Annotated in this window: 22 protein-coding genes and 7 tRNA genes; 20 read left to right on the top strand and 9 right to left on the bottom strand. The window is 73.0% G+C overall.

Annotated elements, in window-relative coordinates; all coding sequences use genetic code 11:
* The first annotated feature begins 153 nt into the window (after positions 1-153).
* Positions 154-1401 carry a uroporphyrinogen-III C-methyltransferase gene (gene cobA, locus ACIF8T_RS08840; RefSeq protein ID WP_400032664.1) on the top strand — a complete coding sequence of 416 codons (1248 nt, stop codon included), beginning with the start codon at positions 154-156 and terminating at the stop codon, positions 1399-1401.
* Positions 1402-1420: 19 nt separating this feature from the next.
* The gene (locus tag ACIF8T_RS08835) at positions 1421-2239 is read left to right on the top strand and encodes a TrmH family RNA methyltransferase (RefSeq protein WP_400032662.1); all 819 of its coding nucleotides are present in this window, start codon (positions 1421-1423) and stop codon (positions 2237-2239) included.
* Positions 2240-2326: 87 nt separating this feature from the next.
* Here the strand turns inward: ACIF8T_RS08835 and ACIF8T_RS08830 are convergent, their stop codons facing one another.
* Positions 2327-3817: a protein kinase gene (locus ACIF8T_RS08830; protein WP_400033099.1), complete on the bottom strand. Its 1491-nt coding sequence runs from the start codon at positions 3815-3817 to the stop codon at positions 2327-2329.
* A gap of 196 nt (positions 3818-4013) precedes the next feature.
* On the opposite strand from ACIF8T_RS08830, the gene ACIF8T_RS08825 reads away from it, so the two are divergent.
* The 4 genes from ACIF8T_RS08825 to ACIF8T_RS08810 all read left to right on the top strand — a co-directional run bounded on the left by ACIF8T_RS08825 (position 4014) and on the right by ACIF8T_RS08810 (position 6207).
* Entirely contained in the window at positions 4014-4289 is a 276-nt protein-coding gene (locus ACIF8T_RS08825; protein WP_400032660.1) for a hypothetical protein, read from the top strand.
* A gap of 196 nt (positions 4290-4485) precedes the next feature.
* On the top strand, positions 4486-4683 hold the full coding sequence (locus ACIF8T_RS08820; protein ID WP_400032658.1) for a hypothetical protein: 198 nt from the start codon (positions 4486-4488) through the stop codon (positions 4681-4683).
* A 233-nt stretch (positions 4684-4916) separates the two neighbouring features.
* On the top strand, positions 4917-5855 hold the full coding sequence (locus tag ACIF8T_RS08815; protein ID WP_400032656.1) for a phosphotransferase family protein: 939 nt from the start codon (positions 4917-4919) through the stop codon (positions 5853-5855).
* 79 nt (positions 5856-5934) lie between these two features.
* Entirely contained in the window at positions 5935-6207 is a 273-nt protein-coding gene (locus ACIF8T_RS08810) for a zf-TFIIB domain-containing protein (RefSeq protein WP_400032654.1), read from the top strand.
* Positions 6208-6269: 62 nt separating this feature from the next.
* Here the strand turns inward: ACIF8T_RS08810 and ACIF8T_RS08805 are convergent.
* The 5 genes from ACIF8T_RS08805 to ACIF8T_RS08785 all read right to left on the bottom strand — a co-directional run bounded on the left by ACIF8T_RS08805 (position 6270) and on the right by ACIF8T_RS08785 (position 6734).
* Positions 6270-6341, bottom strand: a tRNA-Val gene (locus tag ACIF8T_RS08805).
* Between the two features lie 44 nt (positions 6342-6385).
* Positions 6386-6457, bottom strand: a tRNA-Val gene (locus tag ACIF8T_RS08800).
* A gap of 19 nt (positions 6458-6476) precedes the next feature.
* Positions 6477-6548: transfer RNA gene (locus ACIF8T_RS08795), tRNA-Val, on the bottom strand.
* 1 nt (position 6549) lies between these two features.
* A tRNA-Cys gene (locus tag ACIF8T_RS08790) sits at positions 6550-6623 on the bottom strand.
* Between the two features lie 38 nt (positions 6624-6661).
* Positions 6662-6734 (bottom strand) — tRNA-Gly (locus ACIF8T_RS08785).
* A 177-nt stretch (positions 6735-6911) separates the two neighbouring features.
* Between ACIF8T_RS08785 and ACIF8T_RS08780 the strand changes: the two genes are divergently transcribed.
* The 3 genes from ACIF8T_RS08780 to ACIF8T_RS08770 are packed head-to-tail and all read left to right on the top strand — an operon-like array spanning position 6912 to position 9653.
* Positions 6912-7955, top strand: coding sequence for a chorismate-binding protein (locus tag ACIF8T_RS08780; RefSeq protein WP_400032652.1), 1044 nt, complete (start codon positions 6912-6914; stop codon positions 7953-7955).
* Complete coding sequence (locus tag ACIF8T_RS08775; protein WP_400032650.1) at positions 7952-8773, top strand: aminotransferase class IV; 822 nt, start codon at positions 7952-7954, stop codon at positions 8771-8773. Before ACIF8T_RS08780 ends, ACIF8T_RS08775 begins: the two co-directional genes overlap by 4 nt.
* 55 nt (positions 8774-8828) lie before the next feature.
* Positions 8829-9653: a GNAT family N-acetyltransferase gene (locus tag ACIF8T_RS08770; RefSeq protein ID WP_400032648.1), complete on the top strand. Its 825-nt coding sequence runs from the start codon at positions 8829-8831 to the stop codon at positions 9651-9653.
* A gap of 10 nt (positions 9654-9663) precedes the next feature.
* Here ACIF8T_RS08770 and ACIF8T_RS08765 read toward each other — a convergent pair whose 3' ends face one another.
* Positions 9664-10188 (bottom strand): DsbA family protein, encoded by a 525-nt coding sequence (locus ACIF8T_RS08765; protein WP_400032646.1) that lies wholly within the window; start codon positions 10186-10188, stop codon positions 9664-9666.
* A 195-nt stretch (positions 10189-10383) separates the two neighbouring features.
* Between ACIF8T_RS08765 and ACIF8T_RS08760 the strand changes: the two genes are divergently transcribed.
* Positions 10384-10821 carry a hypothetical protein gene (locus ACIF8T_RS08760; protein ID WP_400033097.1) on the top strand — a complete coding sequence of 146 codons (438 nt, stop codon included), beginning with the start codon at positions 10384-10386 and terminating at the stop codon, positions 10819-10821.
* Between the two features lie 172 nt (positions 10822-10993).
* On the top strand, positions 10994-11146 hold the full coding sequence (locus tag ACIF8T_RS08755) for a hypothetical protein (protein ID WP_400032644.1): 153 nt from the start codon (positions 10994-10996) through the stop codon (positions 11144-11146).
* Between the two features lie 82 nt (positions 11147-11228).
* Here the strand turns inward: ACIF8T_RS08755 and ACIF8T_RS08750 are convergent, their stop codons facing one another.
* Together ACIF8T_RS08750 and ACIF8T_RS08745 are read right to left on the bottom strand one after the other, a co-directional pair.
* Positions 11229-11789, bottom strand: a complete 561-nt coding sequence (locus ACIF8T_RS08750; RefSeq protein ID WP_400032642.1) for a CGNR zinc finger domain-containing protein — start codon at positions 11787-11789, stop codon at positions 11229-11231.
* Positions 11790-12096: 307 nt separating this feature from the next.
* Positions 12097-12510 carry an SsgA family sporulation/cell division regulator gene (locus tag ACIF8T_RS08745; protein ID WP_004002642.1) on the bottom strand — a complete coding sequence of 138 codons (414 nt, stop codon included), beginning with the start codon at positions 12508-12510 and terminating at the stop codon, positions 12097-12099.
* Between the two features lie 191 nt (positions 12511-12701).
* Here ACIF8T_RS08745 and ACIF8T_RS08740 point away from each other — a divergent pair, with 191 nt between their 5' ends.
* The 9 genes from ACIF8T_RS08740 (at position 12702) to ACIF8T_RS08700 (ending at position 21224) form a co-directional block, all read left to right on the top strand.
* Complete coding sequence (locus ACIF8T_RS08740) at positions 12702-13157, top strand: TIGR02611 family protein (protein WP_400032640.1); 456 nt, start codon at positions 12702-12704, stop codon at positions 13155-13157.
* 78 nt (positions 13158-13235) lie between these two features.
* Positions 13236-13307: transfer RNA gene (locus ACIF8T_RS08735), tRNA-Val, on the top strand.
* A gap of 857 nt (positions 13308-14164) precedes the next feature.
* The gene (locus ACIF8T_RS08730) at positions 14165-15328 is read left to right on the top strand and encodes an extracellular solute-binding protein (RefSeq protein WP_400033095.1); all 1164 of its coding nucleotides are present in this window, start codon (positions 14165-14167) and stop codon (positions 15326-15328) included.
* A 14-nt stretch (positions 15329-15342) separates the two neighbouring features.
* Positions 15343-16299: a carbohydrate ABC transporter permease gene (locus ACIF8T_RS08725; RefSeq protein WP_400032638.1), complete on the top strand. Its 957-nt coding sequence runs from the start codon at positions 15343-15345 to the stop codon at positions 16297-16299.
* A complete protein-coding gene (locus tag ACIF8T_RS08720) occupies positions 16296-17171 on the top strand; it encodes a carbohydrate ABC transporter permease (protein WP_400032636.1) in 876 nt (291 codons plus the stop codon). The genes ACIF8T_RS08725 and ACIF8T_RS08720 overlap by 4 nt, the downstream gene beginning before the upstream one ends.
* Positions 17172-17181: 10 nt before the next feature.
* Positions 17182-17781, top strand: a complete 600-nt coding sequence (locus ACIF8T_RS08715) for a hypothetical protein (protein ID WP_400032634.1) — start codon at positions 17182-17184, stop codon at positions 17779-17781.
* Between the two features lie 99 nt (positions 17782-17880).
* Complete coding sequence (locus ACIF8T_RS08710) at positions 17881-20616, top strand: Tat pathway signal sequence domain protein (protein ID WP_400032632.1); 2736 nt, start codon at positions 17881-17883, stop codon at positions 20614-20616.
* 38 nt (positions 20617-20654) lie between these two features.
* Positions 20655-21113: an SRPBCC family protein gene (locus tag ACIF8T_RS08705; protein ID WP_400032630.1), complete on the top strand. Its 459-nt coding sequence runs from the start codon at positions 20655-20657 to the stop codon at positions 21111-21113.
* Positions 21114-21152: 39 nt separating this feature from the next.
* Positions 21153-21224: transfer RNA gene (locus ACIF8T_RS08700), tRNA-Val, on the top strand.
* The last annotated feature ends 92 nt before the right edge of the window (positions 21225-21316 follow it).

Raw genomic sequence — 21316 nt, 5'->3', positions numbered from 1 at the left:
GCGCACGGCATCCGGCGGGGGAGGGCCGGGCGGCGTCCGCCGCTCCCACCCCACCCCCGCCGTACGCTGAACCCACGTCTAAGATCCGCACGTCAGGGCCGCTCCAGTGCCGCAGCGCCCATCGCACGACGCCCGTACGAGGAGCCGCACCTCATGGCCGAACACCCCGCCTACCCCGTAGGCCTCCGCCTCACCGGCCGCACCGTGGTCGTCCTCGGCGGCGGCCAGGTGGCGCAGCGCCGCCTCCCGGCCCTCGTCGCGGCGGGCGCGGACGTCCGCCTGGTGTCCCCGGAGGCGACCCCCTCCGTCGAGGCGATGGCCGACGCGGGCGAGATCACCTGGGAGCGGCGCCCGTACGCGGAAGGCGACCTGGCGGACGCCTGGTACGCGCTCATCGCCACCAGCGACACCGAGGCCAACCGCGCCGCCTCCGCGGAGGCCGAACGCCACCGGGTCTGGTGCGTCCGCGCCGACGACGCCGACGCGGCCACCGCCTGGACCCCGGCCACCGGCACCAGCGAGGGCGTCACGGTCGCCGTCCTGACCACGGACGCCCGCGGCCGCGACCCGCGCCACACCGCCGCCATCCGCGACGCGGTCGTCGAGGGCCTGCGCGACGGCACCCTGGTCGCCCCCCACCACCGCACCCGCACCCCGGGCGTCGCCCTGGTCGGCGGCGGCCCCGGCGACCCGGACCTGATCACCGTGCGCGGCCGCCGCCTGCTCGCCGAGGCCGACGTCGTCATCGCCGACCGCCTCGGCCCGCGCGACCTGCTCGCCGAACTCCCGCCGCACGTCGAGGTGATCGACGCGGCGAAGATCCCGTACGGCCGTTTCATGGCCCAGGAGGCCATCAACAACGCCCTGATCGAGCACGCCAAGCAGGGCAAGTCGGTGGTACGCCTCAAGGGCGGCGACCCCTACGTCTTCGGCCGCGGCATGGAGGAGCTCCACGCCCTCGCCGAGGCCGGGATCCCCTGCACGGTCGTCCCCGGCATCTCCAGCTCCATCTCCGTCCCGGGCGCGGCGGGCATCCCGGTCACCCACCGCGGTGTCGCCCACGAGTTCACCGTGGTCAGCGGCCACGTCGCCCCCGACGACGACCGTTCGCTCGTCGACTGGGCGTCCCTCGCCAAGCTCACCGGCACGCTGGTGATCCTCATGGGCGTCGACAAGATCGGCAGGATCGCCGAGACCCTGGTCGCGCACGGCAAGTCCCCCGACACCCCGGTCGCCCTGGTCCAGGAGGGCACGACGGCCGCCCAGCGCCGCGTCGACGCCACCCTCGCCACGGTCGCCGAGACGGTCCGCGCGCAGGAGGTCAAGCCGCCGGCGGTCATCGTCGTCGGCGAGGTCGTGCGCGTGGGCACGGTGCCCGGAGCGACCCCCCACCCCTCCTAGGACGAGGCAGTAACACCCCGTGGCCGATCTCATCACCGTCGACGACCCCGACGACCCGCGCCTGCGCGACTACACGGGCCTGACCGACGTCGAGCTGCGCCGCAGGCGCGAGCCGGCCGAGGGCCTGTTCATCGCCGAGGGCGAGAAGGTCATCCGGCGGGCCGCGGAAGCCGGCTACGCGATGCGCTCGATGCTGCTGTCGCCCAAGTGGGTCGACGCGATGCGCGACGTCGTCGACGCGCTCCGGACCCCGGTGTACGTGGTCACCCCGGACCTCGCCGAGCAGGTCACCGGCTACCACGTGCACCGCGGCGCGCTCGCCTCCATGCAGCGCAAGCCGCTGCCCACGGCCGCCGGGCTGCTGGACACCGCCCGCCGGGTGGTGATCATGGAGTCGGTCAACGACCACACCAACATCGGCGCGATCTTCCGCTCCGCCGCGGCCCTCGGCATGGACGCGGTCCTGCTCTCCCCGGACTGCGCCGACCCCCTCTACCGCCGCAGCGTCAAGGTCTCCATGGGCGCCGTCTTCTCGGTGCCGTACGCCCGTCTGGACACCTGGCCCGGGGATCTCCAACAGGTCCGCGAGGCGGGCTTCGCCCTCCTCGCCCTCACCCCCGACGAGCGCGCCGTGAGCCTGGACGAGGCCGCTCCGCACCGGATGGACCGCGTGGCCCTGATGCTCGGCGCCGAGGGCGACGGCCTGTCCGCGAGGGCCCTGAAGGCCGCCGACACGTGGGTCCGCATCCCGATGTCCCACGGCGTGGACTCCCTCAACGTGGGCGCGGCGGCCGCGGTCGCCTTCTACGCGGTGACGACGGGCCGGCCGCAGGCCTGAGGAGGGCCCGCGCCCTCTCCTCGCCCCGCGGGTGTCCCCGGCCGGCGTCGGCTCGCGGCCCCGTGCGGCGACCGCCCCTGACGGGCGTCAGCTCGCGGCACCGCCCGCGACCCCGCCGGCACCTCCGTGCGGAGCGGCCGAGGGCGTCGCCCCCCGCACCCCCTGCCCGGTCCCCGCCTGCTGCCCCTGACGCTCCCGCACGCCGTTCCCCTCGCCCCCGAGACCGCGCGACGGCCCCTGGCAGCCCTGCACGAGCGCGATGCCCAGCGCCACCAGCAGGGTCACCACGACGAACACGAAGAGGCGCTGCCGCAGCAGCCGCGGATTGGCGGGCCGCAGGCCGGTCCCGGTGTTCCGGGGCGCCGGACGCCCGGTGCCGCGCGGGGCGGGACGGCTGCCGCCGCGCGGCCGGCGGGACCCCGTCGTGCTGCGCGGGGAGGGAGTCGGCCGCCCCCCGGACCGCGACGGCGTCCCGCCGCCGCGCGAGGCCCCGGCCCCCCGCGAGCCGCCGCGGAGGGCCTCGCCCCCGCGCGACGGAGTCGCACCCCGCGAACCGCCCCGGGGAACCGTCTGCCCCCGCGCCGGGGTCGCACCGCGCGGCGGGGGAGTCCCCGGCACTCCCTGCGGACCCGTCCCCGGCCCGCCCTGCGGCCGCCGCTGGGCACGGTCCGGATAGGTGTCGGCGAGCCGCCCGGTGGGCCGGTCCGCCTCCGCGGCCCGCGGCGCCGGCGGCCGTACGTCGGCGAGGCCCTGGGCCTCCCGGGCCGCGATCTCCTTGAGCCGCAGCGACAGCTGGAGCGTGCTGGGCCGCTCCTCGGGGTCCTTCGCCAGGCACGCCTGGATCAGCGGGGCCAGCGCGTCCGGCACGCCGTGCAGCTGGGGCTCCTCGTGCACCACGCGGTACAGCATCACCTCGGAACTGCCGTGCCCGAACGGCGAGTCGCCCATCGACGCGTAGGCGAGCGTGGCACCGAGCGAGAACACGTCGGTGGCCGGCGTGACCGCCGCGCCCCGCACCTGCTCGGGGGCGAGGAAGCCGGGCGAGCCGACCGCCGTGCCGACGTGCGTGAGCGTCGAGGCGCCGGTCGCCCAGGCGATGCCGAAGTCGATGATCCGCGGCCCCTTCGGGGACAGCAGGATGTTGGACGGCTTCAGGTCCCGGTGCACCACACCCGCCTCGTGCACGGCGACCAGCCCCTCCGACAGGGCGGCCCCGATGGCGGCGGCCTCGGCCGCGCCGAGCGGCCCCTCGTCGGCGACCTTGTCGTGCAGCGAGGGGCCGGGCACGTACTGCGTGGCGAACCAGGGGCGGTCCGCCTCCAGGTCGGCGGCGACCAGCCGCGCCGTGCAGCCCCCGCGGATCCGCCGGGCCGCCGACACCTCGCGCGCGAACCGCGAGCGGAACTCCTGGTCCTCCGCGAGATCGGGCCGGATGACCTTCAGTGCGACCCGCTGCCCCTTCTTGTCGGAGCCCAGGTAGACGACACCCATCCCGCCCGCGCCGAGCCGTCGGTGAAGCTTGAACGAGCCGACGACGCGCGGGTCCTCGCGCCTCAGGCGCATCATCGCCATGTTCATCCCCGCTGCCCGGTCCGTGTGACGTGGCACAGCTTACGTTTCCACGGCCGCCTGCGCGCAGAGGCCGCGCCCTCTCGGACCGACGGATTGTCAGTGGTGGGTGGGACACTTGAAGAGTGGTCAGGGAGCGCGCGAACAGGGCGGGTTCGCGCCCTGGGCGACCCCAACCACCCGTCGCGGAAGGGGGATTGGTCCTGTGAAGGGTGATCGCGTGGAGATCGTCGTGGACGCCGGGGACACGACGCGCACGTACGAGGTGGTGGCGAGCAGGGCGGGCCGGCGCGTGGAGACGGCGGTGCGCCGGGGCGTGGTGGAAGTGAGCGAAGTCACCCGCAGCGGCACCGTCGTGCGGACGGCCCGTTTCATGGCGAACCGGGTGCTGGCGCTGGTCGAGCAGCCGGTCCCCCGGGAGGACAGCTCGGAGAAAACGGGACAGGGCGGGCGTCCCTTCCGGGAAGACCCCGAGACCTAGGGCGCCGTCTCCACCCAGGGGAGTACACCGCAGGTCACGGCTCATCCTCCGGGAGGCCCGGCAAGCGGTACGAGGGCATGACGCCCGGCACCCGCCGGACACCTAGATTTGAGGTCAAGCGGCGGGTGCAGCACTCGTCCCCCGAGGTCGGACGCCCGCCGCTGCCCACCACAACAGAACGGTCAGGAGAGGGACCATGGCCCACACGGCACCGCGGACGCTGGTTCGCACGCGGCAGCACACGGCGCTCCGCCCCCGCCGCCAGGGCCGCCGCCACCCCCTGGTGGCGACGCTGATGGCCCTTCCCCTGGCGGCCCTGCTCCTCGTCGTCTTCGACGGCTGGGAGACGGTGGCCACACAGGCGTCGTCCGTGGGCGTGATGCTGGGGCGCTGAGCGGCGACCCCAGGCCCGGAAGAGCGGTCCGGGCGGGGACATCCACCCATGAAACCCCGTGGGGACGGGGGTGCGGCGGACGGCACAGATGCCGGCGCAGCTGGGGAGCTGCGCCGGCATTGCTCTGCCCTCGGGGCGGGCGGGGAGCACCCCGGGCCACCCGCCCGGCACCCCGCGCGCCCGGGACCACGTCTACGCTCGTCACCGTCCCGCCCCGCCGCCCAGGGAGCCCCGTGACCCGCCCCTCCCGCCTCGTTTCGGACCTGACCGCCCAGGCCGGACGGGCGGCCCACGCCCGCACCGCGGCCTGCCCCTGCGGCGCGGCCACCCTCGCGGACCGCCCCGACGGCACGGTCGTCCGGCACGCCGGCACCGTGGCCAAGGCCCACGCCCCGGACACCGACCCGGCGGAGCTGACCCGCCGCCTCGCCGTCGCCGCGGCCCTGCCCGGTGTCCTCCTGCCCCCGCTCACCCCGGCACCCCTCACCCTGCACGGCCGCCCGGTCACCTGCTGGCCGTACGGCACCCCCGTGGACCCGGCCGACCCCGACGCCGCCCCCTGGGAGGCCGCGGCCACCCTCCTGGCGCGCCTCCACCGCACCCCCGCGCCGGCGGCGCTGCCCGCCATGCGCGGCCCGGCCAAGGCGGCCCGGGCCGTCGCCCGCCTCCGGGCCGCCGGCCCCCACCCCGCGGCCGGCCCGGTCCTGAGCGCCTGGTCCGCGCTGCCCGCCTGGGCCCGGGCCGAGGCCCCGATGCCGGACACCGCCACCCTCTGCCACGGCGACCTCCACCTCGGCCAGCTCGTCCGCCACCCCGCCCCCGGCGGCCCCTGGCTGCTGATCGACGTCGACGACCTCGGCACCGGCGTCCCGGCCTGGGACCTGGCCCGCCCGGCGGCCTGGTACGCCTGCGGACTGCTCGCCCCCGAGGAGTGGACCCGCTTCCTCACCGCCTACCGGGCGGCGGGCGGCCCGGCCGTCCCCCGGGACGGCGACCCCTGGCCCGCCCTGGACGTCCCCGCCCGTGCGCTCACCGTGCAGACCGCCGCGCGGGCGATCACCAAGGCCGCCGCGGCCGGCCGCCCGCTGGACGAGGCGGAGGAGTCCCTCGTCGACGCCTGCCGGCGCATGCCCGCCGTGCCACCGCGCCCCGCGCACAGCGCCGCGACGTAGGGTGCAACCGACCGCAGCCGGACGGAGTCTGTCCTGGCGACACGCGAAGCAGGACCGACGCACGAGGAGTTGAACGGCCATGCAGTGTCCGAAGTGCCGCGCAGCGATGCACACCTACAACCGCAACGGCGTCCAGATCGAGCAGTGCAGCAACTGCCGCGGGATCTTCCTGGACTACGGCGAGCTAGAGGCGCTGACCCGCCTGGAGGCCCAGTGGTCCCAGCCCGCCCCGCCGCCCCCGCCCGCCCCGCAGGCCTACCCGGCCCCGCCGGCCCCCGCCTGGGGCGCCCCGCACGGCGGCCACGGTCACCACCGTCAGAAGAGCTTCGGGCGCATGCTGTTCTCGTCCTGACGCACGCGACCCCACGACGGAGCCCCCGGCCGCACGAGACGGCCGGGGGCTCCGGTGTGATGTGGACGATACTGGGATTGAACCAGTGACCTCTTCCGTGTCAGGGAAGCGCTCTCCCGCTGAGCTAATCGTCCTCGGGACCCACGACCACGCCGAGGAGCGGATCATGGGCACTGCGTGCGCGATACTGGGATTGAACCAGTGACCTCTTCCGTGTCAGGGAAGCGCTCTCCCGCTGAGCTAATCGCGCGGGGGATCCGAAGATCCAGTGGACGATACTGGGATTGAACCAGTGACCTCTTCCGTGTCAGGGAAGCGCTCTCCCGCTGAGCTAATCGTCCTTGGAGGTGGAGACGGGATTTGAACCCGTGTAGACGGCTTTGCAGGCCGTTGCCTCGCCTCTCGGCCACTCCACCAGGAGTGTAGAGGAGCGAAAGATCCTCTACTTCCTTCGAGCGGACGACGAGGCTCGAACTCGCGACCTCAACCTTGGCAAGGTTGCGCTCTACCAACTGAGCTACGTCCGCTTGTCGTTTCGTTCCGCTCCCGCGGCCCGGCGACGTGTTGAACTCTAGCGGATTCCGGGGCCAGTACAAAAACGCGTTTGTGCAGCGTGCTGCGCTGCGCCTGCTCAGGGGCCCGCCGGGGTCCCCGCGCGGACACGGCCCGGCCGCCCGGCGGACGCCCGCCATAGACTCGGCAGCGTGCTCGACCTCCCTCCTCTCGCCCGTTTCGGCGACCGCGTCGCCACCGGGCTCCTCGACGTCACCGACGATCCCGCGGCCCTGGACTCCACCGGCTTCTGGGCCGTCTGCGCGGACTTCGAGGGCCGTCTGACCTGCGCCCGCTTCCGGGACGTGCGGGAGGAGCCCGTACCGCTGCCCGTGCCGGGCGCCTGGCACGGGCCCGCCGTCGGTGACTGGACGTCCTCCCTCGACCGCTCCGCGTACACGGCGGCCGTGCGCCGGATCCGCGCGCACATCGCGGCCGGCGAGGTCTACCAGGCGAACCTCTGCCGTGTGCTCTCCGCACCCGTGGCGCCCGGCGCCGACGTCGACGCCCTCACCGCGCTGCTGGCCCGCGGCAACCCCGCGCCGTATGCAGGAACGATCCGCCTCCCGGAGCACGGTGTGGAGGTCTCCACCGCCTCCCCGGAGCTGTTCCTGCGGCGGGACGGGCGGGTCGTCGAGTCCGGGCCGATCAAGGGCACCGGGCGCACCGAGGCGGACCTGCTGGAGAAGGACTACGCCGAGAACGTGATGATCGTGGACCTGGTCCGCAACGACATCGGGCGCGTGTGCGCCACCGGCAGCGTCACCGTCCCCGACCTGTGCGTCGTCGAGAAGCACCCCGGGCTCGTCCACCTCGTCTCGGCGGTCCGCGGCGAGCTGCGCGCCGGCGCCGGCTGGCCCGAGCTGCTCGGCGCCGCCTTCCCGCCCGGCTCCGTCACCGGGGCGCCCAAGACGAGCGCCCTGCGGATCATCGACGCGCTGGAGACGGCGCCCCGGGGCCCGTACTGCGGAGGCGTCGGCTGGGTCGACGCCGACCGGGGCACGGGCGAGCTGGCCGTCGGCATCCGCACCTTCTGGATCGACCGGTCCGAGGGCGTGCTGCGCTTCGGCACGGGCGCGGGGATCACCTGGGGGTCGGACCCCGAGGGGGAGTGGCGCGAGACCGAGCTGAAGGCGTCGCGGCTGCTCGCGGTAGCGTCGGGGACGTACGAGGTGAGTGAAGGGACCCTGACGTGAAGATCTGGCTCGACGGCGGGCTGCAGGACACCGAGTCCGCCCGCGTCTCCGTCTTCGACCACGGACTGACCGTGGGCGACGGCATCTTCGAGACGGTGAAGGCCGTGGACGGCCGGCCGTTCGCCCTGACCCGCCACCTCGACCGGCTGACCCGCTCGGCCCGCGGCCTCGGCCTGCCCGACCCGGACCTCGACGAGGTGCGCCGCGCCTGCGCCGCCGTGCTGGAGGCCAACCCGATGCCGCTCGGCCGGCTGCGGATCACCTACACCGGAGGCCACGGCCCGCTCGGCTCCGACCGCGGCGAGCACGGCCCGACCCTGGTGGTGGCCCTCGGTGGGACCACCCGCCGCCCCGACTCCACGGCCGTGATCACGGTGCCCTGGACCCGTAACGAGCGCGGCGCGCTCACCGGCCTGAAGACGACCTCGTACGCCGAGAACGTCGTCGCGCTCGCCCGTGCCCACGAACGGGGCGCCTCCGAGGCGCTGTTCGGCAACACGGTCGGCCGGCTCTGCGAGGGCACCGGCTCGAACGTCTTCGTCGTCCTGGACGGCGAGATCCACACCCCGCCGCTCGCCTCCGGCTGCCTCGCGGGCATCACCCGCGCGCTGACCGTGGAATGGACCGGCGCCCAGGAGACCGACCTGCCGCTCGACGTCCTGGAGCGCGCCGAGGAGGTCTTCCTCACCTCCACGCTGCGGGACGTCCAGGCCGTGCACCGCGTCGACGGGCGCGAGCTGCCGGGCACGCCGGGGCCGGTGACCGCCAAGGCCATGCAGATCTTCGCCGAGCGGTCCGCGGACGACCTCGATCCGTGACCGGGTTGCGGAAATCGGGCTGACCCGGGGCGCGGCAGCGGGTAGAACACCCGTGATGACCACGACCCTGCGGCCGGCCGAGCCGCTTCAGACCAACGCCGACGGGACGCGCTCGCGCCGCTACCAGGTGTGCGTCAACAGCCGTCCCGTGGGCGCCGTCCACCTCGCCACCCATCCCGTCTTCGGCGCCGCCGTGGCCCGCGTCCTGGACCTGCGCATCGAGGAGCCGGACCGCCGCCGCGGCCGGGGCACCGTGGCCGCGCTCGCCGCCGAGGAGGTGGCGCGCGCCTGGGGCTGCCGGCGCATCGAGGCGACCGTCCCCGCCACCGCGGAGGCGGCACTGCGCCTGGCCACGGCGCTCGGCTACGTCGTCCGCAACCGCACCATGGAGAAGACGCTCGGCGACGTCCCGCCGGTCCTGCCCGCGGGCAGCGCGGCGCGGCCCATGACGGAGGCGGAGTTCGGTCCGTGGCTCGACCAGGCCCGGCGGGACTACGCCAGGGACTGGGCCGAGCGCGGGGTCCCGGAGGACGAGGCACGGGCCAAGTCGGAGCGGGACCACGCGACCCTGCTGCCGGAGGGCCGCACCACCCCCGGCATGTTCCTCAGCGTCCTGGAGCACGCGGGCACACCCGTGGGAACCCTGTGGCTGGCGGTGCGCGACGACGGCGCCTTCGTGTTCGACGTCGAGGCCCACGCCGGCCACCGCGGCAAGGGGCACGGGCGCACGCTGATGCTGCTGGCCGAGGTGCAGACCCTGGCCGAGGGCAAGCGGACCCTCGGTCTCAACGTCTTCGCGGGCAACACCCCGGCCGAGCGGCTCTACGCGTCGCTCGGCTACGAGACGACGCAGTACACCCTGTACAAGCCGCTGCTCTAGCGGACGGCGGTCAGTCCCGCCGCTCGGCGAGCAGCCGGTCGGCGATCTCCTCGACGCGCTCGCGCAGCCCCTCCTGGCTCTTGCCGCCGTCCAGCCGCTCGCCGCCGATGACGTACGTCGGCGTCCCCGTCACGCCGATGGCCTTGCCCTCGGCCTGGTCGGCGTCCACGATCAGGATGTGCCGGCCGTCGATCAGCGCCGTGTCGAACTCCTCGGCGTCCAGGCCGAGTTCGCGCGCGACCTCGACCAGGAAGGCTTCGCCCCCGCGGTCCAGCTCCTCGACCCGCTCCAGCACGGTCTCCACGTACGGCCAGCCCCGCCCCTGCTCCCACGCCTCCTCGGCGGCCTGCGCAGCGGCGAAGGAGTGCCGGTGCTTCTCCAGCGGGAAGTGCCGCAGGCGCAGCTCCAGACGGTCGCCGTAGCGGGCGCGCAGGGCACGCAGGTCGCCCAGGGCGCTGCGGCAGTCCGGGCACTGGAGCTCGCACCAGACGTCGAGGACGGGCGCGGCGGGACGGACGGGGGAGGAGTCGCTCATGCCCCCAAGTCTTCCAGCCCCGCCCCGCGCGGCCCAATCCGACCTCGCAGGTCACGGCCCCGCGTCCGGCACCCGCGGAGGAGGCGACCCGGAGATGTCCCTGATGTCGGGCCCGGGCGTGGCCCGTGGAGCGGGAGGGGGTGCACGATGGAGGGGACGGACGTGCCGCGCCGCTCGAGCCCGCTGGAGGACCGGATGATCGCCGAGACAGTCTGTTCCGCCGTGTCCGCGGCAGGCCTGGGCATCGCGGCGGTGACGGCCTACCGCAAACGCCTCCTCACGGCGGCCCGCATCGCCGCCTACGCCCTCGTGCCCCTGGGCCTGGTGCTGACCGGGGTCGTCGACTGGCTCGCCGGTACCGCGTTCAGCCCGACGGCCTGGGCGGGCTTCGGCCTGCTCGGCCTGTCCTGGGTGCTCTTCGCGACCACGCGCACCGTGGAGCGCCGGCGCGGCGGCACCCGCAAGGAGCGCCGGGCGGCCCGGGCGGCCGAGCGGGACGCGGTCGCCCCGGCGGCCCCCGCGCCCTCCCTCGGCCGGGGCGGTACGAGCCCGGCGACCCGGCCCCCCGCCCAGCCCCGGGGCGACGACGACTTCAGCGACATCGAGGCCATCCTCAAGAAGCACGGCATATGACGGGTCCGGATATGACGGGTCCAGCCGGAATCGGCTGAAACGACACAGTGCGTCCCTGGACGCACCGAAGTGATCACAATCCGAACCGGAGATCACGGTTTCGGTGACGGCCCGTTCGTTCCGAGGGTGCTGATCGCGTGGTGCGCGCCGCATGCGCCATCATCGCGGCGAGATGCTGGACACGAGACAGAGCAACGCCGCACCGCCGCAGGACGAGCCGCGCGGCTGCCTCTTCGCCCTTTCCCAGCCACCGCTGATGATCTTCCTTGCGGTGATCGGGTGTCTGCTGCTCATCGCGGCGTTGCACGACCTGCTGTTGCTGTGAGCCGTACCCGCGGTCCCCGGCGCCACCCGCCGGGGCCGCGTCGGCACCCGGGCCTGCCGAGGCGCTCCGCCACGGCCGGGGATCAGCCGGCCGCCTCCTTGCGGCGCGCCCGGTACGCGGCCACGTGCAGGCGGTTCCCGCAGGTGCGGCTGTCGCAGTACCGCCGTGAGCGGTTGCGGGAGAGGTCGACGAAGGCGCGCCGGCAGTCGGGCGCCTCGCAGCGCCGCAGCCGCTCCTGCTCCCCGGCGACCACGAAGAACGCCAGCGCCATGCCGCAGTCGGCGGCCAGGTGGTCGGCGACGGAGGCACCGGGGGCGAAGTAGTGCACGTGCCAGTCGTAACCGTCGTGGTCCGTGAGGCGGGGCGTCGTGCCCGCCGCGGCGACCAGGTCGTTGATCAGCCCCGCGGCCGTGCGGGCGTCGGGGGCCGCGAAGACCGACGCGAACCGTCCGCGCACCCGGCGCACCGCCGAGAGGTCGAACTCCGAGAGCACGCCGACATCGCTCATCTTGTGGCTTCGTACGAAATCCTCGAGAGCCGCGACGTCCGGCAGCGCGTCCGGAGTGGTGTCGTCCTCCGGGGCGGTGTTCACCAGATCCACCACGGTGTCGAGGGCGCACCGGGTGTCGTGGGTGATCAGCACGTTTCGCTCCCTGGCCTGGGGGTCGGGCGGGCGCCCGCCGATGCTGGCCGATGGTAACGGCTCCCGGGGGCCCGGCACCGCCTTCCGCCCGCACACGGCTTCGAATACAACGCCGTGCGGCGCGCTGTGGTTCCCGCCCCGTCACCCGCCGTGACCGGTCGGCGCCGCCGGCTCCCGCGAGCCGGCGCACACGCAAGCCGGTGCCACCCGCGGGGCGGGTGGCACCGGCTTGCGTACCGTATGCGGTTGTCCTGGCCCGAGCCGTCTCCCCGAGTCGACGGCGCCGGGCGGCTTCGTGGGGCGCGACCTAGCTTTCCGCCAGGATGTGCGAGAGCTCCTGATCCAGGTCGAAGTGCCGGTGCTCCGTGCCGGGCGGCACGGCGGCGTCGGTGCGCTTCAGGAAGGACTCCAGGGCCCGTGCGGGGGCCTCGAGCAGGGCTTCGCCCTCCGGAGAGCTCAGGGCGATGCAGACGACGCCCTGACCGTGACTGCGCGACGGCCAGACGCGGACGTCGCCGGTGCCCGTGGGGCGGTGAAGTCCCTCGGCGAGGAGGTCGCGGGCGAACACCCACTCGACGGTCTCCTCGGCTCCGGTGTGGAAGGTGGCGTGCACGGCGTAGGGGTCGGCCGTGTCGTACCGCAGGCCTGCGGGGACAGGCAGGGAGGACTCGCTCGACACAACGAGGCGCAGGTGCAGCTCGCAGCTGACCGTGGTGTTCATAAGCGCCAGGGCCTTTCGCTCAGTGTGCGCTCGGGGATTCGCACGTCGGCGAAATCGACATGCCACCTACGGTGCCGTTGTAAACCCCTCTGAGTGTTTTGCGTGTGTTTACGTAACTCTTCCGGCCGAGAGATCGTCCGGGTTGTGCCGCCATTCCGGTGACTGGTTTCGCTCCGGTAGTGTTTGGCCGTATGAATACGGGGAGTAACAGGCCGGGTGAGGTGGCCGTGGCGTCGGACAACACCAGGTCGGAAGGGGCGCGCAGCGAGCAGCGGGGGCTCGGCTCGCGGGCGCCGGAGTTCGTCAAGGCACGCCGGGTGCTGCACCTGAGCTGGCAGGTCGGGGTCTTCGTCATCGGGCTCGCGGTCGTGGCGGCCGGCATCGTGATGCTGCCGCTGCCCGGGCCGGGCTGGGTCGTGATCTTCGGGGGCATGGCGATCTGGGCGACCGAGTTCGTCTGGGCCCAGCTGGTGCTGCGCTGGACCAAGCGCAAGGTCACCGAGGCGGCCCAGCGGGCCCTCGACCCGAAGGTGCGGCGCCGCAACATCATCCTGACCACGGTCGGCCTGGTGATCATCGGTGTCCTGGCCGGGATCTACCTGTGGAAGTTCGGCATCGTCATGCCGTGGAAGATCGAGGACCAGTGAGCGGCGGGCCGGGCGCGGGACCCGTCCGGCGCCCGTCACAGGCACCCCCTGACATGGGGTAATGTTCTTCCTGCGCCCGGGCGATTAGCTCAGTGGGAGAGCGCTTCGTTCACACCGAAGAGGTCACTGGTTCGAACCCAGTATCGCCCACCCGGATACGGCGGCCCATCTGCTGGCAAGCAGGTGGGCCGCCGTTTTTGCGCGTGCTGCCGAGGCGCCGCGGTGCGGCTGCGGCGCCTCGGCGTGCGGCCGGTCCGGGGCAGCCCCCGCGCGCCCCGGCAGGAAGGTGCCTGCGCGGCTCCGCCGCCCGGCCGGGCAGAAGGCGTGCCGAAGGAGTTCGAGGCCGTGCCGCGAGGGCGCGCGAGTCACGCGCCGTCCCAGGGCCGCCGGGCGGCGGAGCCGCTTGGCGGTGGTGCCGGCGGAGGCCCGGCCCGCACTCCTCGCCTCCTGTGCCGCCCGCACACTCGTACGCGGGTGCCGTGGCGCGTCCGCGGGCACGAGGCCCGCCCCGCCCCTCCGCCGGGACGGGCACCCCCGGCCCGCCGGCCGTGAAGCCCCCGGCCCGTCACCCCGTCCCACCCCTCCGCCCGCCCGTCCCGACGCGTGTCGGCCACCCGCCACCCCGACCACTTCCGGCCGAACGATCCCCGGCCGCACCCGCCCGCCCCTGTTCGGCCCTTCGGTCACACCGCCCTCCACCTGCGAATTCACCGCGCCGGGCCCACCGCCCGGAGCCCGGCCGCCGCTTCCCGGCCGAAGGCTCCCGCAAGAAATTCCTGTCCGAATCATTGACGCACTCTCGGGCCCTCCGTAACTTGTGCCAGCAAGCGCTTACTTGAAACGATTCATGCAGCGGCAAGGACGCCGCGGGGAGGGGTCTGACGGTGGCAGGCAGAAATGTGGAGAGGCGTACGGTCCTCAAGGTGGCGGGAGCCTCGGCGGCCACTCTCGGGCTCGCCGCGGCGACCGGCTGTGGTGGCGGCAGCGGTGCGTCGGCCGACGGAACCGTGACGATCCGTTACGCGTGGTGGGGCGGCGAGCCGCGCACCATCGCCATGAAGAAGGCCATCGCGCTCTTCGAGAAGAAGCACCCGAAGATCAAGGTCAAGCCTGAATTCACCGACTACGCGGCGTTCTGGGAGAAGTTCCAGACCCAGGCCTCCGGTGGAAATCCGCCGGACGTTTTCCAGAATGCGGTCGGCTTCCTGCGCAAGTACGACAAGCGCGGCGTTCTCATGGACCTCAAGACGCAGGCGGACGCCGGGAATCTGGACCTGCAGAACTTCCGCAACGGCGTTCTGGCGAACGGTCAGGTCGACGGCAAGCAGCTCGGCGTCCCCGTCGGCGCCAACACCATGGCGCTCGTCGTCGACCTCAAGGCCTTCGAGAAGGCGGGTGTCGAGGCGAAGTTCGGCTGGACCTGGGACGAGTACTTCGACGCGCTCCAGACGATCCAGGACAAGCTGAAGATCGCCGGTGACACCGGTTACTTCGGCATCATGTACCTCTACGACCTGTACCTGCGCCAGAACGGCAAGGCCTTCTTCACCGAGACCGATCTCGGCTTCACCGAGGACGACCTGACGCAGTGGTGGGAGGACGGCTACAAGCGCGTGCGCTCCGGGCTCGTCGCCGACCCCAAGAAGATCGAGCAGGTCGCGCCCAAGTCCGGTCTGTCGGCGGGCCTCGCCGCCTCCGAGTTCACCTGGGACAACTTCTCCATCCGTTACGAGGGCGAGGGCGAGTCGGACTACGGCCTCGCGCCGATCCCCACCACCAACGGCAAGGACACCGGCCAGTATCTCGGTTCGCTGATGCTCAGCGCCTTCTCCGGGACCAAGCACCCCAAGGAAGTCGCCCAGTTCATCTCCTTCATGGTCCACGACCCCGAAGTCGGCAAGATCATGGGCTACGACCGCGGCATCCTCGCCACCACCGAGCAGTACGAGGCGTTCGCGCCCACCGACGACACCAACAAGGGCGTCAAGGCGTACGAGGAGGAGGTCGCCGCGGCCGGCGTGCTCGGGAAGATCACCCCGCACCCGTCCGGCGCCGACGTCATCGAGGCGGCGTTCCTGCGTCTCGGCGGTGAGGTCGCCCAGGGCAAGACCAAGCCGGCCGCCGCCGCCAAGGCGCTGTTCAGCGAGGCCAAGGCCGCGTTCGCGGGCTGAGGGGACGTACCACCATGACGCTCGTCAAGGAAGCGCCCGCGCGCCCGGCCGGGAAGCGGCCCGCCGCCCCCGCCGCGGGGCGGCGCGGGCGGCGCCGCGAGAACCTCGCCGGTTACCTCTTCATGTCGCCGTGGATCGTGGGATTCCTGCTGCTCACGGCGGGGCCGATGATCGCGTCGCTGTACTACGCGTTCACCAGCTACAACCTGTTCACGCCGCCCAAGTGGGTTGGGCTGGACAACTTCACGACGATGTTCCAGGACCCGCGCTGGCAGAAGTCGGTCGAGGTCACGCTGAAGTACGTCGTCGTGGCCACGCCGCTGAAGCTGCTGCTCGCGCTCGGCGTCGCGCTGCTGCTCGCGCAGAAACGGCGCGGACAGGGCCTGTACCGGGCCGCGTTCTACATGCCCTCGCTGATCGGCGCCAGCGTCTCCGTGGGCTTCGTGTGGCGGGCGCTGTTCTCGGACGACGCGATCGTGGATCGCACGCAGACGGTCTTCGGGTTCGACGTCGGAGGCTGGATCGGCAACCCGGACTACGTCCTCTACTCCCTGGTGGCCCTGAGCATCTGGCAGTTCGGCGCGCCGATGGTCATCTTCCTGGCCGGTCTCAAGCAGGTCCCGCAGGAGTTGTACGAGGCCGCCGAGGTGGACGGCGCCGGCCCGCTGCGCCGGTTCTGGAACATCACGCTGCCGATGATCTCCCCGGTGCTGTTCTTCAACGTGCTGCTGGAGTCCATCCACGCGTTCCAGGTGTTCGGCTCCGCGTACGTCGTCTCCGACACCCGCTGCGGTCCGGCCGACGCCACGCTCGTCTACACCTGCTACCTCTACCAGAAGGGCTTCAAGGAGGCCCAGATGGGCTTCGCCTCCGCCATGGCCTGGACGCTGGTGATCGCGGTGGCGCTCGTCACGGCGGTCCTGTTCTGGTCGCAGAAGAAGTGGGTGCACTACGAGGAGGCCGCCAAGTGACCACTGCCACCACCCCTGCCGTGCGCGCCGCCGACGAGCGGCGGCACACCGGATCGATCGCCTGGCACGCGGGCGCGCTGGTCGTCCTCGCGGTCGTCCTCTACCCCGTGATCTGGGTGGTCGGTGCCTCGTTCAAGCCGAGCAAGGACATCATCGCCAGCCTCGACCTGCTGCCCACCGAGCCGGTCTGGTCGAACTTCTCCGGACTCGCCGACGGCATCTCCGGCATCGCCATCAGCAGCTTCTTCTGGAACTCGCTGGTCTACGCGGTCCTCGCCGTCGTCGGGGTCGTGCTGTCCAGCTCGCTGACCGCGTACGCCTTCGCCAAGATCCGGTTCGCCGGGCGGAACCTGCTGTTCACGCTGATGATCGGCACGCTGCTGCTGCCGTACCACGTCCTGCTCATCCCGCAGTACGTGCTCTTCCGGAACCTGGAGCTCACCGACACCCTGGTGCCGCTCGTCGCGGGCAAGTTCCTGGCCACGGAGGCGTTCTTCGTCTTCCTGATGGTGCAGTTCATGCGCGGACTGCCGCGTGAGCTGGACGAGGCCGCCAAGCTCGACGGCTGCGGGCACTTGCGCACCTACTGGGCCATCGTGCTGCCGCTGAGCCGCCCCGCCATCATCACCAGCGCCATCTTCACCTTCATCAACGCCTGGAACGACTTCATGGGGCCGTTGATCTACCTCAACACCCCCGAGAAGTACACCGTCTCGCTCGGCCTGATGATGTTCCGCGACCAGGAGGGCATCTCCAACTACGGCAGCATGATCGCGATGTCGCTGGTGGCGCTGGTGCCGGTCATCGCCTTCTTCATGGCCTTCCAGCGCCACCTCATCGACGGCATGGCGACGTCCGGACTGAAGGGCTGAGGCGGTCACCATGGCGCAAGCACGCGTGAAAGCCCGGTCTCCGCGCAGGGAACCGGTCCTCGGCGAGCGGTTCAGTGTCTTCGCCGAGTGCCTGCTCACCGGCGTGTGGATCGCCGTGGCCTGTCTCGGGGTCGTCACCTACCCCGCCGCGTTCGCCGCTGGCGCGCGGCACCTGCGCCGCCGTACCGCGCACACGGCCGGCGGAGTGCGGGAGTTCGCCGCCGACTTCCGCGCGGCCCTGCGCGGCGGCTGGCTCGTGGGCCTGGCCGGCTGGGCCGTGGCGGCCGCGGTCTGGGTGGACGTCCATGCCGCGCGGGCCGGGCTTCCCGGCGGGCCGCTGGTCGGAGCGGTCGGCCTGCTCGCGCTCATCGCCGCCGCCGTCGCCGGGACACGGGCGGCGGCGACCTGGACGCCGGGCGCGGCCTGGCGTCCGCTGTTCGCCCGGGCGGTCCGCCGGACGGTCCTGGACCCCGCCGGGTCCCTGCTGCTGGTCGGCGGGTTCGCCGTCGTCGTCTGCTCGGGCTGGTTCGTCCCGCCGCTGGCGGTGCCCGTGCTGGGGGCCGTCGCGGCGGCCGCCGTCGCCGTGGAGGAGCGCTACCGGCACCGCTGACCCGTGGTGCCCCTTCCCCCCACCGGGCCGGCGCCCCGCGCGCCGCCCCTCCATCTGTCATGCCCTTGGCAAACCGTACCCGTACGGAAAGGAAAGGCCATGTCCCCCATCCCCCGCAGGTCCCTCCTCAAGGCGGCCGCCGTCGCCGGCGCCGCCGCCCAGTTCAGCTGGGCGCTGGGGGCGCAGAACGCCGCGGCGGCACCCGGAGCCGAGACCGCCGGCGCCGAACCGGTGGTCCTGGACTGGCTGGAGGACGGCGGCCTCGGCGCCGCGCCCGGCTCCACCGTCGGCGTCCCCTGGCCGAAGGGCGTGTACCGGCAGGACCAGGACTTCGCGCTGACGGACGCGGACGGCAAGGCCGTCCCCGTGCAGTCCTGGCCGATCGCCTACTGGCCGGACGGCTCGCTCAAGTGGACCGCGCACGCCGTCGGTTCCGGCGACGGCAGGCTCACGCTGACCGCCGGCACGCCCGCCGCGCCCGAGAAGAAGGTCACCGTCGACAGGAGCGGCGGCACCATCGACGTCTCCACCGGCGTCATCACCGCCAGGATCGGCACCTCCGGGGCCACCCTCGTCAAGTCCGTCACCCGGGGCTCCACCGAGATCGCCCGCAACGGACGGCTCGTCCTGCTGCGCCAGCCCGAGTTCGAGGACGGCGACCAGACCGCGGTGAAGACCGAGCGCTTCGACGGCGCCATCGCCAAGGTCGAGGTCGAGCAGGAGGGCCCGGTCCGCGCGGTGGTCCGCATCGACGGCAAGCACCGCAAGGGCGACCGCGGCTGGCTGCCGTTCTCCGTCCGCCTGTACTTCTACGCGGGCGCCGACTCCTTCCGCATGGTGCACACCATCACCTACGACGGCACCCAGGAGCCCGGCAAGGCGAGCGGCGACTTCATCCGCGGCCTCGGCGTCCGCTTCACCGTGCCGATGCGCGACGCGTCCTACGACCGCCACATCCGCATCGGCGGCGAGGGCACCGGCCTGCTGCGCGAGGCCGTCAAGGGCATCACCGGCCTGCGCCGCGACCCGGGCGCGGCCGTCCAGGCGGCCCAGTACGAGGGCAGGAAGCTGCCCGACCCGGCCACCTGGGACCAGCGGGTCACCACCCGCCTCCAGTACATCCCCGAGTGGGGCGACTACACCCTCTCCCAGCTCTCCGCCGACGGCTTCACCCTGCGCAAGCGCACCAAGAAGGGCTACGGCTGGATCCCCGCGGGCGGCGGCCGGCGCGCCTCCGGCTTCGGCTACGTCGGCGGCGTCAGCGGCGGCCTCTCCTTCGGCCTGCGCGACTTCTGGGAGAAGTTCCCCGCCCAGCTCGACATCCGGGGCGCCCACACCGAGGAGGCCGAGGTCACCCTCTGGCTCTGGTCGCCCGAGGCGCAGCCCATGGACCTGCGCTTCTACCACGACGGCATGGGCCAGGACACCTTCCCCGAGCAGCTCGAAGGCCTCAACATCACCTACGAGGACTACGAGCCGGAGTTCGGCACCCCGTACGGCATCGCCCGCACCTCCGAGCTGCTCTTCTGGGCCAACGCCGCCACCCCGAGCGCCGAGACGCTCGCCGAGCAGGTCGAGGCCGTCCGCGTGCTGCCGCAGCTCGCCGCCCCGCCGAAGCAGCTCATCGCGGCGGGCGTCTTCGGCAAGGGCCTGTTCGCCGAACCCGACCGGTCCACCCCGGCCAAGGCGAAGATCGAGGACCACCTCGACTTCCTCTTCACCTACTACAAGGACCAGGTGGAGATGCGCCGGTGGTACGGCTTCTGGGACTACGGCGACATCATGCACACCTACGACACCGTCCGGCACCAGTGGCGCTACGACGTCGGCGGCTACGCCTGGGACAACTCCGAACTCTCCCCGGACCTGTGGCTCTGGTACGCCTACCTGCGCTCCGGCCGCGCCGACATCTTCCGCTTCGCCGAGGCGATGACCCGGCACACCGGCGAGGTCGACGTCTACCACCTGGGCAAGTGGGCCGGCCTCGGCACCCGGCACGGCGTGCAGCACTGGGCCGACAGCGCCAAGCAGCAGCGCATCGCCAACACCACGTACCGCCGCTACTACTACTTCCTCACCGCCGACGAACGCGTCGGCGACCTCATGCACGCCAACGTCGACTCCGACGAGACGTTCCTCGTCCTCGACCCGATCCGCAAGATCCGCACCGAGCCGTACACGCCCGATCGGCACGCCCTGTCGATCGGCTTCGGCACGGACTGGAGCGGTCTGGTCTCGGCCTGGCTCACCGAGTGGGAGCGCAGGGGCCCCAAGTGGGAGAAGGCCAGGGCGCGCGTGCTGTCCACGATGGAGACCATCGCCGCCCAGCCCAACGGCTTCGTGCAGGGCACCGGCCTGTACGACCTCGACACCGGGAGGTTCGCCGTCGCGGAGACGCCCGTGGTCGGCGTCTCGCACCTGTCGGCGGTCTTCGGCCTCAACGAGCTGTGCGCCGAGCTCATCGACCTCGTCGACATGCCGGCGTTCAAGGAGGCGTACCTCGACTACTGCCGCTACTTCAACGCCACCAAGGCCGAGCAGGCGGCCCGCTACGGCAGCAACTTCGGCTCCCTGATCCTCTTCCAGGGCCACTCGCGCCTCGACGCGTACGCCGCCGTCCAGACCGGCGACGAGAAGCTCGCCAGGCGCGCGTGGGACAAGTTCTACAACTCCGACGGCTACAAGGAGTCCGCGCCCTGGAGGACGGAGAAGCTGAGCGGCCCGCTCACGCTGGTCCCGGGCAGCGAGGCGGCCTGGGTGTCCACGAACGACACCTCGCTGTACGGCCTCGCCGCCATCGAGAACCTGGCCCTGCTCGGGGACCGGATGCCGTGACCGCGTGAGCACCGGGACGGGCCGGGCACACTCCGCCCATGGACTGGAACCACTACCGCTTCCGCAGTCGGTGGACCCTGCCCGCACCCGTCCCGGTCGTGTACGCGGCGCTGGAGCGGATCGAGGACTACCCCCTCTGGTGGCCCCAGGTCCGGGAGGTCACCCGGCTCGACGCCACCGGCGGGGTCGTCCGGATCCGCTCCCTCCTGCCGTACGACCTGACGCAGACCGTGCACGAGGGGCGGCGCGATCCGGTGGCCGGGGTCCTGGAGGTCGGCCTGTCCGGGGACATCGACGGCTGGGCGCGCTGGACGATCACCGCCGAGGGCTCCGGCACCCTCGCCCGCTACGACCAGGAGGTCGACGTCCGCAAGCCGCTGCTGCGGCGGCTCGCCGTGCCCGGCCGGCCGTTCTTCCACGCCAACCACGCGCTGATGATGCGGGCGGGGCGGCGCGGGCTGGCCGCCCGCCTGAGCGGTGGCCGCCGAGCGGTTTGATGGAAGCGCGCCGGGGCCTGTATTGTTCAGTGCGTTCCCGGGCGATTAGCTCAGCGGGAGAGCGCTTCGTTCACACCGAAGAGGTCACTGGTTCGATCCCAGTATCGCCCACATTGTCGACGGGGGGCCCCCCGCCCCCCCCCGGGGGGCCCCGCCCCCGCCGGGGGGGGCCCCCCCCGCCGGGGGGGGGGCCCCCCCCCCCC

The sequence above is a fragment of the Streptomyces sp. NPDC085946 genome, assembly GCF_044540485.1.
In the GTDB taxonomy this organism is placed as follows: Bacteria; Actinomycetota; Actinomycetes; order Streptomycetales; family Streptomycetaceae; genus Streptomyces.
The sequence above is the reverse complement of the archived record's forward strand: the minus strand, read 5'-3'. Positions and strand labels throughout refer to the sequence as shown.

Coding starts and splice junctions, on each gene's coding strand:
- cobA (WP_400032664.1), top strand. CDS start 154: ATGGCCGAACACCCCGCCTACCCCGTAGGCCTCCGCCTCACCGGCCGC.
- ACIF8T_RS08830 (WP_400033099.1), bottom strand. CDS start 3,817: ATGAACATGGCGATGATGCGCCTGAGGCGCGAGGACCCGCGCGTCGTC.
- ACIF8T_RS08820 (WP_400032658.1), top strand. CDS start 4,486: ATGGCCCACACGGCACCGCGGACGCTGGTTCGCACGCGGCAGCACACG.
- ACIF8T_RS08810 (WP_400032654.1), top strand. CDS start 5,935: ATGCAGTGTCCGAAGTGCCGCGCAGCGATGCACACCTACAACCGCAAC.
- ACIF8T_RS08770 (WP_400032648.1), top strand. CDS start 8,829: ATGACCACGACCCTGCGGCCGGCCGAGCCGCTTCAGACCAACGCCGAC.
- ACIF8T_RS08765 (WP_400032646.1), bottom strand. CDS start 10,188: ATGAGCGACTCCTCCCCCGTCCGTCCCGCCGCGCCCGTCCTCGACGTC.
- ACIF8T_RS08760 (WP_400033097.1), top strand. CDS start 10,384: ATGATCGCCGAGACAGTCTGTTCCGCCGTGTCCGCGGCAGGCCTGGGC.
- ACIF8T_RS08755 (WP_400032644.1), top strand. CDS start 10,994: ATGCTGGACACGAGACAGAGCAACGCCGCACCGCCGCAGGACGAGCCG.
- ACIF8T_RS08745 (WP_004002642.1), bottom strand. CDS start 12,510: ATGAACACCACGGTCAGCTGCGAGCTGCACCTGCGCCTCGTTGTGTCG.
- ACIF8T_RS08740 (WP_400032640.1), top strand. CDS start 12,702: ATGAATACGGGGAGTAACAGGCCGGGTGAGGTGGCCGTGGCGTCGGAC.
- ACIF8T_RS08725 (WP_400032638.1), top strand. CDS start 15,343: ATGACGCTCGTCAAGGAAGCGCCCGCGCGCCCGGCCGGGAAGCGGCCC.
- ACIF8T_RS08715 (WP_400032634.1), top strand. CDS start 17,182: ATGGCGCAAGCACGCGTGAAAGCCCGGTCTCCGCGCAGGGAACCGGTC.
- ACIF8T_RS08710 (WP_400032632.1), top strand. CDS start 17,881: ATGTCCCCCATCCCCCGCAGGTCCCTCCTCAAGGCGGCCGCCGTCGCC.
- ACIF8T_RS08705 (WP_400032630.1), top strand. CDS start 20,655: ATGGACTGGAACCACTACCGCTTCCGCAGTCGGTGGACCCTGCCCGCA.